Consider the following 14,463-nt stretch of genomic DNA (forward strand, 5'->3'; position numbering starts at 1 on the left):
CGAGGGGGTCGGGTCCGCCGCCGCCCGGCGGGTGTCGCGGGCGACGGCGGGAGAAGGGACGGGCGGCTCGGTCGGCTCAGTCGGCGAACAGGCGGCCGAGCTCCGCGGCGAGGGCGATCGCGCGCGGGTCGCCTCCGCCCGGCCAGGCTCCGCGGGCGATGGTCCAGGCGAAGGCGATGCCCGTCTCGGGGTCGACGCACGCGAGCCCGCCCGCGGCACCGTCGTGCCCGAAGGCATTCACTCCGCCGAAGGGCATGGCCGCGGTCGGCTTCTGGAACACGATCGCGTGGGCACGGTCGTGCTGACCGAGCACCTCGTCGTAGCCGTGCACCTGCTGCTGCCCGATCTGCGCGACGGTGTCGGCCGAGAGGAAGGGAGCAGCGCCCTCGACCCCGGTGACGGCCGCGGCGAGAAGGCGGGCGATGCCGCGGGCGCTGCCCGTGCCCGAGGTCGCCGGGTGGCCGTAGCGCCAGCTGCGCGGGTCGTTGGCGAAATCGGGGGTCGGCGGGGCGCTGCCGAACACCCGCACGCCGAGCGCGGTCGGTCGCCGGTCACCGACGCCCGCGGCGGGCGGGGTCATCGGCCGGAGGTCGACCCGGCGGTGCTCCTCGCCCGCGGGGAGCCCGAGGAAGAAGTCGATGTCGTGCGGGGCGCGGATCTCCTCCTCGTAGAACGCGTGCATGGTCCGGCCGGTCACCCGGTGGATCAGCTCGGCACCCAGGTTGCCGATCGTCACCCCGTGGTACCCGAAGGCGCTTCCCGGATGCCAGAGGGGTCGGGTCGCGGCCAGGCGCGCGGCCGCGATGGGCTGGTCGAGGGCCTCGAAGCGGTCGAGCGGCGGATCGGTCTGCGCGAGCCCCGCCTGGTGAGACAGCAGCTGGCGCACGGTGACGCGCTGCTTGCCGGCCGCGGCGAACTCGGGCCAGTGATCGGCGACGAGGTCGTCGAGGTCGAGCAGACCGCGCTCGACGAGGAGGCCGATGGTGACACCGATGGTGTTCTTGGTCACCGAGAACGGCACCAGCACCGAGTCCCCGCCGAGGTGGTGCCCGCCCCAGACGTCGAGCACGGGCACGCCGCGGTGGAACGCGGCCGCCTGGAAGGACAGCTCGGGGTCGCCCGCGAGAGCGGCGTCCAGGCGGGCGACCGCGTCGGCGATCCGATCGTCGGCGTGACCGTTCAGGTGCTCCGTGGCGAGGGGGTTCACGCCGACACCGACCAGGTCGTGCTCAGCGGCGTCTCGACGACCGACGCCCCCGCCGAGAGCGTGTAGTCACCGGGCTCGGTGACCCACGCGCCGTCCCAGTGCGCGAGGCGCCGGGCGGGAACCGAGACCCGTGCCTCGACGCTCTCGCCGGGAGCGGCGTCGACGGTGGCGAAACCGACGAGCCAGCGCGCGGGGCGCTCGACCGCCGAGTCGGCGCGCTCGGCGTAGACCTGCACGACCTGGCGGCCGTCGCGCTCGCCGGTGTTGGTCACGCGGACCACGAGGTCGTCTCCGTCGCGCTCCGTGGCATCCCACGACCAGGTCGTATAGCCCAGGCCGTGACCGAACGGGAACGCGGGGGCGGTGTCGGCGCGCAGCCATGCGCGGTAGCCGACGTGGATGCCCTCCTCGTAGCGCAGCACGCCGTCGGTGGGGGTGACGTCGAGCACCGGCACGTCGGCCATGCTCGCGGGCCACGTGGTGGGCAGGCGGCCGCCAGGCTCGGCGGCACCGGTGAGGACCGCCGCGAGGGCGGTGCCGAACTCCTGACCGCCGAAGTACCCCTGCACGACGGCGGCGACCTCATCCGCCCAGGGCAGCACGACGGGGGAGCCCGCGTTGACGATCACGATCGTGCGGGGGTTGGCCCGGACGACCGCGCGCACGAGGTCGTCCTGACGACCCGGCAGGTCGAGCGAGGTGCGGTCGTAGCCCTCCGACTCGACCTTCGAGTTCGTGCCCACCACGACGACGGCCACCTCGGCCGCCTCGGCGGCGGCGACGGCGCGGGCGATGAGCTCGTCGGGATCGGTCCGCTCGGGGGCGATGCCGAGGGTCGCGCTCATCGCGCCGGAGAGCGCCCCGGAGCCGTCGCGCGAGAACTCCGCACGCACCGCGATCTCGCGCCCGGCCTCGACCTCGACGGTGGCCGTGACGGACGGGGGATTGAGGAAGGCGGCCCCCAGGTCGGTGCCCTCGAGGACGGGGGTGTCGTCGAGCACGAGCTCATCGTCGACGAAGATCTTCGCGGGGTTGCCGCCGGCGAAGCCCAGCTCGATCGCGCCCGACTGCTCGGGCGTGTAGACGGTCTCGAAGATGACCGTGCGGCTCGCCTCGATCGGGGCGTCGCCGCCGAACCACACCAGCGCCGACGCACGACGGTCCTCGGCGAACAGCTCGGTGCCCGCGGCATCCAGGAACCGCACGCGCAGACCGGGCTCGCCCGTGGCGGGGTTGCGCATCTGGGAGAGCGGCAGCTCGGCCACGCCCTCCTGCGTGACGGCGCCGAGCTCGTACGTGACCCGCTCCTCGCCGAACGCGTCGCGCAGGCCCGCGAGGGGAGAGACGACGTGCGCGGGGATGACCGTCGCGCTGCCGCCGCCCTGCGTCCGCGCGTCGCGCGCGTTCTGTCCGATGACGGCGACGGATGCCACGGCCCCGTCGTCGAGGGGGAGGATGCCGTCGTTGCTCAGGAGCACCGTGCCGGCGATCGCCGACTCGCGCGCGAACTCCGTGGCATCCACCGTGGCAGGCTCGATCGCGGTGCTGCCCTCGAGGGCGCCGACGCGCTCGGCGAGCAGCAGCAGACGCAGCACCTTGCGGTCGAGGTCGGCCTCCTGCACGCGGCCGTCGCGGACGGCCTCGACGAGGTCGGCCCAGGCCGGGGCGGGTCCGGGCATCGCGAGGTCCTGCGCCGCGGCCACGGCGTCGAGCGAGCGGACGGCGGTCCAGTCGCTGATGACCACGCCGTCGAAGCCCCACTCGGAGTTCAGCGGCGTCTCGAGGAGGTCGTTCTCGGTCATCGTCACGCCGTCGACGGAGTTGTACGAGCTCATGATCGACCACGCGCCGGCGTCGACCGTGCGCTCGAACGGAGCGAGGTACAGCTCGCGGAGCGCGCGCTCGTCGACCTGCACGTCGACGGTGAAGCGGTCGGTCTCGGAGTCGTTCGCGACGAAGTGCTTGGGGGTCGCGGCGACGCCGTTGTCCTGCAGGCCGCGCACGTACGCGGCGCCCAGCTCGGCGGTGAGTTCGGGGTCCTCGCTCAGGCACTCGAAGTGGCGGCCGCCGAGCGGCGAGCGGTGCAGGTTGATGGTCGGTCCGAGCACGACGTCGACACCCTTGCGACGAGCCTCGGATGCCGCGGCCGCACCGTACCGGTACGCGAGATCCACATCCCACGAGGCGGCCAGCGCCGACCCCGACGGCATGTTGAGCGAGGGCTCGCGCTCGTCCCAGCGGGGGCCGCGGACGCCCGCGGGACCGTCCGACAGGGTCATCGCGCGCAGCCCGATCTCGGGCAGGGGGACGGTGGTCCAGAAGTCGGCGCCCTGCACGAGGGCCGCCTTCTGCTCGAGGGTCAGCGCCGAAAGCAGCGGGACGAGGTGGTCGGTGGCAGACGAAGCAGTCACGGTGGTCTTTCCGGTGGGGAGGGTCAGGATGCCGACAGCAGGGCGCGTCGCGCGGCGCGTCGCTCTTCCTGGCGGTCGGGGTCGGGCACGGGCGCGGCCATGAAGAGACGCTGCGTGTACGGGTGCTCGGGCGTGGAGGTGACGCGGTCGGCGTCGCCGGTCTCGACGATCTCGCCCTTGTACATCACGGCCACGCGGTGGCTGATGTGACGGACGACGGCGAGGTCGTGCGTGACGAAGAGGTACGCCACTCCCGTGCGGTTCTGGATCTCGATGAACAGGTCCAGCACGCGGGCCTGCGTCGACAGGTCGAGCGCCGACACGGGCTCGTCGCACACGATGAGCCGCGGCTGCAGCGCGAGCGCGCGGGCGATGGCCACGCGCTGACGCTGTCCGCCCGAGAACTCGCGCGGCAGGCGGTTGCGGGCGTCGGCGGGGAGCCCGACCTGGTCGAGCAGGTCGCGCACGCGCTTCTTGGCATCGGATGCCGAGACCCCGGCCACCGTGAGCGGCTCGATGAGGATCTGCTCGACGGTCATCGAGGGGTTGAGCGACGAGTACGGGTCCTGGAAGACGACCTGGATCTCGGAGCTCAGCGCGCGGCGCGCGGAGCGGCCGAGGTGCGAGATGTCGCGACCGTCGTAGGTGATCTTCCCGCCGGTCACCGGGGCGAGGCCGAGGGCGGCGCGGCCGAGCGTGGTCTTGCCCGACCCCGACTCGCCGACCAGGCCCACGGTCTCGCCGGGGAGGATGTCGAGCGAGACGCCCTTGAGGGCCTGGAACGGCTTCGCGCGGAAGCCCTTGCCGGGGTACTCGACGACGAGGTCGTCGATGGTCAGCAGCGGGGTGCTCATGCCACCACTCCGTTCTCGGCGCCGAGCGGCGGCCGCGCGGGACCCTCGTCGAGGATCGCGTCCAGCAGCGCCCGCGTGTACGGGTGCTGCGCGTCGTTGAAGATGGCCCGCACGGGACCCTGTTCGACGAAGCGACCGTTCTGCATCACGGTCACCCGGTCGCAGAGGTCGGCGACGACGCCGAAGTTGTGCGTGACGAGCAGCATCGCCATGTGTCGCTCCTGCTGCAGGTCGCGCAGCAGTTCGAGCACCTCGGCCTGCACCGTGACGTCGAGAGCCGTGGTGGGCTCGTCGGCGATGATCAGCTCGGGGTCGGTCGAGATGGCCCCGGCGATGAGCACGCGCTGCGCCATGCCGCCCGAGACCTCGAAGGGGTAGGCGTCGAACGTGCGCTTCGGCTCGGGGATGCCCACGCGGGCGAGCAGGTCGAGCGAACGCTCCCGCGCGTCCTTGGCCGAGAGGTGCAGGTGCTTGCGCAGCGGCTCCACCAGCTGGCTGCCGATCGTGAACGCGGGGTCGAGGTTGCTCATCGGCTCCTGGGGGATGTACCCGATGCGCTTGCCGCGCACGCCCGCGTACGTGCGCTCCGAGGCGTCGGCCAGGTCGATGCCGTCGAACGAGATGGTGCCGCCGGTGACCGAGCCGCCGCGGGGCAGGAGCCCCAGGACGCCGAACGCGGTCTGGGTCTTGCCGGAGCCCGACTCGCCGATGAGGCCGTGCACCTCGCCCTTGCGGATGTCGAGCGAGACGCCGTGCACGACCTCGATGTGCGAGCCGTCGGCCTGGTCGTACCCGACCCGCAGGTCGCGGACACGCAGCACCGGTTCGGTGGACTTGCTGCGCGCGTCCTCGCGGTGCACGATCACGTCGCCGTCGGCGACCTCGGGGATCTCGTCGGGGTCGGTGAGGTCACCGCCGCCGAGCGCCACGGAGGTGGTCGCGGTGGCGATCGAGCCGGTCGCGGTCAGCACCGCGCGGCGGCGGCGGCGACGCACGGTGACCGTGCGCTCGAGCTCGTCGCGCAGCACGTTGGCCAGCAGCGTCAGGGCGATGCAGGTCAGGGCGATCGCGAGCGAGGGCCAGACCAGCAGGACCGGGTTCTTGTAGATGTTCTTGAACCCGTCGGTGAGCATCGAGCCCCAGGTGGGGACGTTGACGTCGCCGAGGCCGAGGAACTCCAGGCCCGACTGGATCGCGATGGCGATGCCGGCGATGATCGCGGACTGGATGATGATGGGCGCCCGCACGACCGAGAAGACGTGGCGTCCGATGATGCGGAGGTCGCTCAGACCCGACACACGCGCAGCGTCCACGTACAGCTCGCTGCGCACCGCGGTGACCGAGGCGTAGACGAGGCGGAAGTACGCGGGGGCGAGCAGGATGCCGAAGATCACCATCGACAGCCAGACCGAGGGACCGAGCACGGCGCGCGCCGCGAGCAGCACGACAATGCCGGGGAGGGCCATGTTCAGCTCGGTGACCCACGTGGCGGCGGTGTTGAACCAGCCCTGGTAGTAGCCCGCGATCAGGCCGCTGACCACACCGAGCACGACGGCGACGACGAGCGCGATCAGGGCGGCGGCGATGCTCGTCTGAGTGGCGGCGAGCAGGCGCGAGAGCACATCGCGACCGCTGCCGTCGGTGCCCAGGATGTGGGCGCCCGAGGGGCTCGCGAGGATCGCGCGGATGTCGGCGAAGTTCGGGTCCTGCGGGGCGATGAGGGGGCCGATGATCGCCAGCAGCGCGATGAGCGCGAGGAAGCCGAGCGAGACGAGGCCGAGGGGACGCCGCAGCAGGCGGCGGAACAGCGCCACGCGGACCGGGGCGACCGGAACGGCGGGGGGAACGGCGATGGCGGTCATGACAGTCGCACCTTCGGGTTGAGAGCGGCCTGAGCCAGGTCGATGAGGAGGTTGACCACCACGACGATGATCGCGAAGGCGATCACGAGGCCCATGACGACGGGGATGTCGCCTTGCGTGGTGGCGCGGACGCTGAGCTGACCCATGCCGGGGATGGCGAAGATCTGCTCGACGATGACCGCGCCGCCGAGGAGCCCGACGAACTGCACGGCGAGCACCGCGAGGGCGGGGCCGCCGGCGTTGCGCAGCACGTGGCGGTAGATGACGGAGTTCTCGCTGAGGCCGCGGGCCCGGAGGGTGCGGACGTAGTCGCGCGAGGTGGCGTCGATCACGGAGCCGCGCACCTGCTGCGCGACGGTGGCGATCGCGCCGATCGAGAGCGCCACGATCGGGAGGACCACGGATGCCACCCACCCGCTGAACGAGGTGGTGAGGGGCGTGTACCCGGTGGCCTTGAACCAGCCGAGGTTCACCGCGAAGACGAGCACGAGCAGCAGCGCGATGAGGAAGCCCGGGACGGCGAAGCCGACGAGCGAGAGGAACTGGACTCCGGCGTCGATCACTCCGCCGCGGCGGGCGGCGAGGACGCCGAGGAGGATCGAGAGGATCGCCGAGACGAGGGTCGCGCCGACGACGATCGAGAGGGTGACGGATAGGCGGCCGCTGACGCTCACCGAGACGAGTTCGCCGTTGAACCAGCTGCGGCCGAGGTTGCCCGTGACGGCGGAGGAGAGCCAGTCGCCGTACTGCGCGAGCAGGGGGCGGTTCAGGCCCAGCTCGGCGGTCTTCTTGGCGACGGTCTCCGCGGTGGCGTTCTCACCGAGGATGCGGCGGGCGATGTCGCCGCCGGCGGCGTAGAGGAGGGTGAACGCGAGGAAGGAGATGACGGCGATGAGCACGACTCCGGAGAGGAGCCGGCGCACGATGAATGCGAGCATGTGTGGTCCCTGGGGCCCGGGTCGGTCCGCCCGCGCCGGGGCGCGGACGGACCGACGGACGGATCAGTTCTTCGGCGAGAAGTCGAAGATCGACGGGTAGGCGTTGGTGGGCCAGAACTCCAGGTTCGTGTTCGCGTCGGTCGCGAACGTGCCCTGGACGCGGAAGAACGGGGCGAACCACGCCTGGTCGACCAAGTAGGTGTTCAGCTCCTTGACCGCGGTGTCCGACTCGGCCTGCGATCCGGTCTGGATCGTCGAGATGAGCGCGTCGACCTTCGGGTCCTCGTACTTGAAGGGGTTGAAGGTCGCGTCCGGAGCGATCATGAAGTTGATCAGCTGCCAGTCGGGGTTCTGCTCCAGAGCCATCCACGTCGCCGGGTACTTCGGGGCGAGCATGTCGGTGATGAAGTTGCCGGTGCCGGGGTCGGTGTAGTTGACCGTGATGCCGATGTCCGACAGCTGCTGGGCGACGAGGTCGAATGTCTGCTGGAACGCGGGCGTCGACATCATGTTCAGCGTGAAGCCGTTCGGGTAGCCCGCGTCGGCGAGGAGCTTCTTCGCGGCAGCGGGGTCGTACGGGTACGTGCTGTCGAGCGACTCGTCGTACGCGACCGAGGTCTTCGGGAAGACCTGCTCGGTCACGGTGCCGTAGCCGGTCTGCAGCGACTGCAGCAGCGCCTCGCGGTCGAAGGCCATGTTGATGGCCTGACGGACCTTGACGTCGGCGAGCTGGGGCGCCATGGTGCCGGCGCGGTCGAGCAGGAGCAGACCCTGGAAGTCGAGCTCGTTGGACTCGATCGTCCAGCCGGCGCCCTCCACCTCGCTGATGGTGTTGTTGTCGGCGATCTTCGCGCCGTTGGCCTCACCCGCGCGGATCGCGTTGAGCGTCGCGGTCGGGTCCTCGAGGACGTTGATGGTGAGGTTCTGGTACTTGACCGCGTCCTTGTTCCAGTAGTCCGGGTTCGCGGTGTAGTTGTACGTGGTGCCCGTGACCGACGAGGCGGTGTCGAGGATGTAGGGGCCCGAGCCGATCGGGTTCGTCGCGACGTCGGCGTTGCCGAACGAGGACGGCGCCTCGATGAGGCCGGGGGCGATCGAGAGCAGGTTGACGAGCGACGGGTCGGGAGCGGTCTGGGTGATCGTCACCGTGGTGGCGTCGACGGCGGCGAACTCCTTGCCCGCGAGCGTGGCGGCCTGCGGCGAGGTGCCGTCGCGGAAGCGCTCGAGGCTCGCGACGACGGCGGACGCGTCGAGCGGCGTCCCGTCGGTGAAGGTCACGCCGTCCTTCAGGGTCAGCGTGAGCACCGTCTTGTCGTCGTTGTACTCCCACGCGGTGGCCAGCCAGGGCTGGATCTCGCCCTTCGAGTCCTTCTGCAGGAGCGTGTCGAACACCGCCTGGAAGAACGGGCTCCGGTTGCCGTACTCGGCGCCGGCGCCGATGTCGTAGCTCGTGGGCGAAGCGATCGCGGTCAGCGTGAGTCGATCAGCGCTGCCGGAGCCCTCGCTCCCCGACCCTCCGCCGGAGCATCCCGTCAGCACCAGTGCTGCCGCGACGGCGAGGGCTGCTGTGGCCTTCCATCGGAACATCTGTGTTCCCTTCATCGTGGCGATACCCCAATGGATCGCCCTGCGCCGAGACGGTAACAGCAATTCCGAGTGCTCGCTAGATTTTCGAGTCAAAAAACTAGCGGTCGCTAGGAATTCGTTATAAAACGGTTCACGGAAGGTCGCTCGCTCAGCCAATGGGGTCCTGTGCGAGCGGATACGGTGGCTCAATGACCGAGACGACGCGCCCTGCGCGCAAGCCACGTGGGGAGTACGCCAAAAGCGAGGCGACCCGCCAGGCGATTCTCGATGCCGCGCTGGAGGTGTTCGCCGAGTCCGGCTTCCGGGCGGGGTCTCTCCGCGAGATCGCGCAGCGTGTCGGCATGAGCGAAGCGGGTCTCCTCCACCACTTCCCGCGCAAGAGCGCCCTCCTGCTCGCGGTCCTCGATCACCGCGACGAAGCGGCGCGGGCCGTGGTCGACTTCGACCTCACCGACGGTGCCGCCACCCTGCACGGACTCGTCGAGCTCGCCGCCCTCAACGCGTCGATGCCGGGCGTGGTCGAGCTCTTCTGCACCCTCTCCGCCGAAGCGACCTCTCCCACGCACCCGGCACACGAGTACTTCCAGAACCGGTACACCTACGTCCGCTCCCGGCTCACGGATGCCTTCGAGCGTCTCCAGACGGCCGGGCGCCTGTTCGACGGGGTCATTCCCGCCCGCGCGGCCGTCGCGACGACCGCGCTCATGGACGGCCTGCAGGTGCAGTGGCTCCTCGATCCTGCCTCGACCGACATGGCCCACGACCTCGCGGCGCACTTCCGTCTGCTGGTCCGCGGGTTCGACCTGCAGTCCCTCGAGAACGTCCTCGACCTGCAGGCGGGGGAGCCCCGATGATCCGCGAGCCCTTCCTCGACGGGTGGACGGTCGGTCCGAAGCGCGGTGCCTTCGAAGCACAGGATGCCGCGACCCTGGCACACGTCACCCTTCCGCACGACGCCCTCCGCGACCTGCCGCGCTCGCCCGACAGCCCGCAGGGGGTGACGTCCGGCTACTACCCGGGTGGGGTCTTCGAGTACGTCCGCGAGTTCGACGTCCCGGAGTCGTGGCGCGACAAGACCGTCCTGTTCGAGTTCGAGGGCGTCTACCGCGACGCCGTCGTCTTCGTGAACGGAGAGCGCGCGGCCCACGAGGGCAGCGGATACGCGGCCTTCACGGTCGAGGCCGACGCGTTCCTCCGCTTCGGCGAGACCAACCGTCTGAGTGTCGAGGCGCGGGTGCACAAGGACTCCCGCTGGTACACCGGGGCCGGCATCCATCGTCCCGTCCACCTCGTCGTGGCCGATCCCGTGCACCTGCCGCTCGACGGCGTGCGCGTGACGACCCCCGACATCGACGCCGAGCGGGCGATCGTCGCCGTCTCGGCGCGCGTGCGCAACACCACGCGGCACACGCGGACGACACGCGTGTCGTGGGAGGTGCGCGACCCCGCGGGGCGGTCCGTCGCGACGGGGTCCTCGCCCGTCACCGTCCTGCCCGGAGAGGTCGCGGTCGCCCGCGCCCGTCTGATCGTCGAGCGCCCGCAGCTCTGGAGCATCGACACCCCCGCGCTCCACGAGCTGCACACCGCGCTCGCCGACGAGGGCGGCGCGGCGCCTGTCGACACCGATCGCACGGCCTTCGGCATCCGGTCCCTGCAGCTCGATCCCGTGCACGGGCTCCGCATCAACGGCGAGAGCGTGACGCTGCGGGGCGCCTGCGTGCACCACGACAACGGCCCGCTCGGCGCCGTCTCGATCGCGGCCGCAGAGGACCGCCGCGTGCGCCTGATGAAAGAGGCGGGGTTCACCGCGATCCGCAGCTCGCACAACCCGGCCGGCCGCGCGCTGCTCGACGCGTGCGACCGCCACGGCATGGTCGTGATGGACGAGCTCGGCGACGTGTGGACGCGCGCCAAGACGGCGTTCGACCACTCCGTCCGGTTCGCCGACGACTGGCGCGCCGACGTCGAAGCCCTCGTGGCCAAGGACGTCAACCATCCGAGCGTGATCCTGTACTCGATCGGCAACGAGATCCTCGAGGTCGCGAGTCCCCACGGAGCGGCGTGGAGCCGACGCCTCGCCGAGGCCGTGCGCGCTCTCGACGACACCCGCTTCGTCACGAACGGCATCAACGGGATCATCGCGAACCTCGACCGGATCGCCGACGCGCGCGCCGAGCTCGCGGCATCCGATCCGAACACCCTGATGGCGGGGCTTGGGGCCCAGATGGCGGCGATGAACGCCTCGGAGCTCGTCACCCGCACGATCGAGGAGTCCGCCGCGGTGCTCGACGTCGTCGGTTTCAATTACGCCGACTCACGGTACGCCCTCGACGCGGAGCTGTTCCCGAACCGCGTGATCGTGGGGTCCGAGACCTTCCCCGAGCGGATCGGCGCGCTCTGGCCGCTCGTCGCGTCGCTCCCGCACGTGATCGGCGACTTCACCTGGACCGGCTGGGACTACCTCGGCGAAGCCGGCATCGGCCGGGTCGATTACGTCGACGCCGCCTCGGACGCCCCGACCGACACGGCCGGCCCGTACCCGTATCTGTTCGCGGAGTCCGGAGACCTGGATGCCACGGGCCACCGGCGCACGGTCTCGTTCTTCCGCGAGATCGTCTACGGCCTGCGCACCGAACCGTTCCTCGCCGTGCACCGGCCGCAGTATTACGGCCGCCCGACGGCGGTGACCCCGTGGTCCTGGGACGACACGGTGGCGAGCTGGTCGTGGGACGTCCCCGCGGGCTCGCCGGTCGTGGTCGACGTCTACGCGGATGCCGACGAGGTCGAGCTGCAGCGCGACGGCGAGACGGTCGGTGTCTCCCCGGTCGGCGAGGCGCGCGAGTTCACCGCGCGCTTCGACACGGTCTACGTGCCCGGGGAGCTGACGGCGATCGCGCGACGCGGCGGCGTCGAGGTGGGTCGCACGACGCTGCGCTCGGCCGCGGGCGAGCCGGCGCTCGTCGCGCGGGCAGAAGCCGCCACCATCGGCGCCGGTCTCGACGACCTGGCGTTCGTGCGGATCGCCCTCGAGGATCCGTCGGACGTCGTGCCGTGCGACCGCGATGTCGTGGTGAGCGTCAGCGTTTCCGGTCCGGGCGTGCTCGCGGGTCTCGGGACGGGACGGGCGCGCACCGAGGAGCCGCTGTCGGCGGCCTCCGTGACCACCTACGACGGTCGCGCTCTCGCGATCGTGCGCCCGACCGGGGCGGGGGAGATCACGGTGCGGGTGACGGCTCCCGGATACCCCGAGGCGCGGGTGTTGGTGCGCGCGGGCTCTTAGGCGTCGGCGGAGATTGCGGCGCGCAACAATGCTTGTCGCAGATATTGTGCTACATTTTCTCGAACCGACAGAACGGGGGATGTGTGGCGCCGATCTGGGAGAGCTCGAGCTTCAAGCACGACATCGATGCTGAACGCTACGTACACGGCATCGGTTCCAGAGAGGGCTCGGAACGGGGGAGTCGTGAGACTCTTCATCGGTCCCGAGCATGCGCAGACAGAACGAGAAGTCGAGATCCTCGTTGAGGAATTCAGCGACGGTCGAGAAGCTCGGATCTTCCATGCAATGCACCTGGGATCGAAGTTCCGTAGCTATCGAGAGGAGAATCCTGATGGCTGAGAAGAAAACCCCACAGACCAATGAGGAGCTGGCTTACCGGCTGGCGGAGGACCCTGCGCACACGCTCCGCGCGCCGGGCGATGTGCGGACAGGCGAGAGCGCGGCGGCGTACGGCCGCGAGTTCTTGCTGCGGGAGTTCGGTGACGAACAAGCCATCCAGGCGGCGATGCGAAAGCCTGGACGACCCCGCAAAGCGACGGTCAAGGTGGCTGCACGAAAGGGCCCGTCGCCGACCGTGCGCGCTCGAGTGACAGATGCCGACTTCGACATGCTGGCACGGATCGAGGCCAAGACGGGCAAGACCGAGAGTGAACTCGTCCGCGAGGGCGTCGCGCTCGTCATCGCGCGTTACGCGTAGAGGCCAGGCTGTCCGCGGCGAGGTGGCGCCTCACCGCTCCTCCCTCCGCCTCCCCAGCGCCAACGTCGACACGAGCCCCAGCGTCAGGAAGCCCGCGGCCGTCAACGCCGCGGCTCGCGTCCCGTCGCTGAAGGCCGCGCGCGCGTCCGCGGCGATGTCCTGGGTCGCGGGGGACTGGCCGAGTCCCGCGATCGCGGCTCCCGCGCTGTCGACGACCTGCGAGACGACCTGGTCGCGCTGGGCGGCGGGGAGGCCGCGGTCGTCGAGCGAGCTCGCGAGCACGCCCGCGGTGGTCGAGAACAGCACTGTGCCGAGGATCGCGACGCCGAGGGCGGCACCGAGCTGCCGCGAGGTCGACTGCGTTCCCGATGCCTGGCCGCTCGCGGCGGGCGGGACGTCGGCGAGGACCACGCCGGTGAGCTGCGCGGTGGCGAGGCCCACCCCGAGGCCGTAGACGAACAAGAAGGGGATGAGGGGTCCCCAGGTGGCATCCGGTCCGATCGTCAGGGCCACTCCGGCGACGCCCACGATCTCGGCGAGGAGGCCGCCGCGCACCACCCACACCGGGGCGACCCGCCCGCTGAGGGCTCCGGCGACGCCGCTCGCGACGAAGGAGCCGATCGCGAGGGCGAGGAGCAGGAGCCCCGTCTGCAGCGCGTCGAACCCGACGACGAACTGCAGCCACAGCGGCAGCGCGAGGATGATCCCGAACTCGCCGAGCGACACGACCGCGGCCGCGATGTTGCCGTTGCGGAACGACCCGATGCGGAACAGGTCGAACGCCAGCAGGGTCGAGAGGCCGCGCCGCTGACGCCGGAGGCCCCACGCGATGAATCCGGCGAGGGCGACGACCGCGACCGCGAAGGCGATCGGAACGGGGGAGAGCGAGAACGGCCACGTCCACGAGCCGATCGTGGGGACGGTGTCGACCGTCCACCAGCCGTACGTGCGGCCCTCGATCAACGCGAACACGAGAGGCGCCATGGTCAGGACCGAGAGCAGCGCGCCGACGCCGTCGATCGCCGCGCGCTGATCGCTGCGCGACTCGGCGACGGTCAGCAGCACGCCGATCACGATGATCACGCCGAGCGGGATGTTGATGCCGAAGGCCCACCGCCACGAGAACTCCGTCGTGAGCCACCCGCCGAGGAGGGGCCCGACGGCCGCCATGCCTCCGATCGTCGATCCCCACACGGCGAACGCGATGCCGCGCTCTCGACCGCGGAAGGTCGCGTTGATGAGCGAGAGCGTGGTCGGCAGGATCATCGACCCGCCGATGCCCTGCGCGAGCCGCGCCGCGATGAGGGCTCCGCCGGTGGGGGCGAGGGATGCCGCGATCGAGGCGACCGCGAAGACGACCACGCCGATGAGCATCAGGCGTCGTCGGCCGAACCGGTCGGCGAGACTGCCGAAGACGAGCAGGAACGAGGCGAAGACGAGGGTGTAGGCCTCCTGCACCCACTGCACCTCGGTCGACGAGATCCCCAGGTCTTCGACGATCGAAGGGACGGCCACGTTGACGATCGTCGAGTCGACGATGATCAGCGAGACGGCGATGCTGATGAAGACGAGCCCCGCCCAGCGGCGCCGGTCCATGCGTTCGGTCATGTAGCTAGCTTATCTAGCT

General features: G+C 70.8%; 10 protein-coding genes. 3 read left to right on the top strand and 7 right to left on the bottom strand.

The annotated features are described in order from the left end of the window. Nucleotides 1–76 precede the first annotated feature (76 nt). From MTES_RS09945 to MTES_RS09970, 6 genes are all read right to left on the bottom strand, one after another. Entirely contained in the window at nt 77–1,207 is a 1,131-nt protein-coding gene (locus MTES_RS09945; RefSeq protein ID WP_013585123.1) for a serine hydrolase domain-containing protein, read from the bottom strand. Beyond that, nucleotides 1,204–3,486: a glycoside hydrolase family 3 protein gene (locus MTES_RS09950; protein WP_419865645.1), complete on the bottom strand. Its 2,283-nt coding sequence runs from the start codon at nt 3,484–3,486 to the stop codon at nt 1,204–1,206. Before MTES_RS09950 ends, MTES_RS09945 begins: the two co-directional genes overlap by 4 nt. A 155-nt stretch (nt 3,487–3,641) precedes the next feature. After that, complete coding sequence (locus MTES_RS09955; protein WP_013585125.1) at nt 3,642–4,472, bottom strand: ATP-binding cassette domain-containing protein; 831 nt, start codon at nt 4,470–4,472, stop codon at nt 3,642–3,644. Further along, nucleotides 4,469–6,334: a dipeptide/oligopeptide/nickel ABC transporter permease/ATP-binding protein gene (locus MTES_RS09960; protein ID WP_013585126.1), complete on the bottom strand. Its 1,866-nt coding sequence runs from the start codon at nt 6,332–6,334 to the stop codon at nt 4,469–4,471. Before MTES_RS09960 ends, MTES_RS09955 begins: the two co-directional genes overlap by 4 nt. Then, nucleotides 6,331–7,272, bottom strand: a complete 942-nt coding sequence (locus MTES_RS09965; RefSeq protein WP_013585127.1) for an ABC transporter permease — start codon at nt 7,270–7,272, stop codon at nt 6,331–6,333. The genes MTES_RS09960 and MTES_RS09965 overlap by 4 nt, the downstream gene beginning before the upstream one ends. A 63-nt stretch (nt 7,273–7,335) precedes the next feature. Next, on the bottom strand, nt 7,336–8,859 hold the full coding sequence (locus tag MTES_RS09970; RefSeq protein WP_013585128.1) for an ABC transporter substrate-binding protein: 1,524 nt from the start codon (nt 8,857–8,859) through the stop codon (nt 7,336–7,338). Between the two features lie 188 nt (nt 8,860–9,047). On the opposite strand from MTES_RS09970, the gene MTES_RS09975 reads away from it, so the two are divergent. The 3 genes from MTES_RS09975 (at nt 9,048) to MTES_RS09985 (ending at nt 12,836) form a co-directional block, all read left to right on the top strand. After that, nucleotides 9,048–9,713, top strand: coding sequence for a TetR/AcrR family transcriptional regulator (locus tag MTES_RS09975; RefSeq protein WP_013585129.1), 666 nt, complete (start codon nt 9,048–9,050; stop codon nt 9,711–9,713). Then, nucleotides 9,710–12,139 carry a glycoside hydrolase family 2 TIM barrel-domain containing protein gene (locus tag MTES_RS09980; RefSeq protein ID WP_013585130.1) on the top strand — a complete coding sequence of 810 codons (2,430 nt, stop codon included), beginning with the start codon at nt 9,710–9,712 and terminating at the stop codon, nt 12,137–12,139. Before MTES_RS09975 ends, MTES_RS09980 begins: the two co-directional genes overlap by 4 nt. Before the next feature lie 331 nt (nt 12,140–12,470). Next, the gene (locus MTES_RS09985; protein WP_013585131.1) at nt 12,471–12,836 is read left to right on the top strand and encodes a hypothetical protein; all 366 of its coding nucleotides are present in this window, start codon (nt 12,471–12,473) and stop codon (nt 12,834–12,836) included. A gap of 30 nt (nt 12,837–12,866) precedes the next feature. Here the strand turns inward: MTES_RS09985 and MTES_RS09990 are convergent, their stop codons facing one another. After that, on the bottom strand, nt 12,867–14,444 hold the full coding sequence (locus MTES_RS09990; protein WP_013585132.1) for a DHA2 family efflux MFS transporter permease subunit: 1,578 nt from the start codon (nt 14,442–14,444) through the stop codon (nt 12,867–12,869). Nucleotides 14,445–14,463 lie beyond the last annotated feature (19 nt).

Source organism: Microbacterium testaceum StLB037, assembly GCF_000202635.1.
In the GTDB taxonomy this organism is placed as follows: Bacteria; Actinomycetota; Actinomycetes; order Actinomycetales; family Microbacteriaceae; genus Microbacterium; species Microbacterium testaceum_F.

Excerpts from the sequence above, each read along its gene's own strand:
- MTES_RS09950 (WP_419865645.1), bottom strand. The coding sequence starts at position 3,486 with ATGACCCTGTCGGACGGTCCCGCGGGCGTCCGCGGCCCCCGCTGGGAC.
- MTES_RS09955 (WP_013585125.1), bottom strand. The coding sequence starts at position 4,472 with ATGAGCACCCCGCTGCTGACCATCGACGACCTCGTCGTCGAGTACCCC.
- MTES_RS09960 (WP_013585126.1), bottom strand. The coding sequence starts at position 6,334 with ATGACCGCCATCGCCGTTCCCCCCGCCGTTCCGGTCGCCCCGGTCCGC.
- MTES_RS09965 (WP_013585127.1), bottom strand. The coding sequence starts at position 7,272 with ATGCTCGCATTCATCGTGCGCCGGCTCCTCTCCGGAGTCGTGCTCATC.
- MTES_RS09970 (WP_013585128.1), bottom strand. The coding sequence starts at position 8,859 with ATGTTCCGATGGAAGGCCACAGCAGCCCTCGCCGTCGCGGCAGCACTG.
- MTES_RS09975 (WP_013585129.1), top strand. The coding sequence starts at position 9,048 with ATGACCGAGACGACGCGCCCTGCGCGCAAGCCACGTGGGGAGTACGCC.
- MTES_RS09980 (WP_013585130.1), top strand. The coding sequence starts at position 9,710 with ATGATCCGCGAGCCCTTCCTCGACGGGTGGACGGTCGGTCCGAAGCGC.
- MTES_RS09985 (WP_013585131.1), top strand. The coding sequence starts at position 12,471 with ATGGCTGAGAAGAAAACCCCACAGACCAATGAGGAGCTGGCTTACCGG.
- MTES_RS09990 (WP_013585132.1), bottom strand. The coding sequence starts at position 14,444 with ATGACCGAACGCATGGACCGGCGCCGCTGGGCGGGGCTCGTCTTCATC.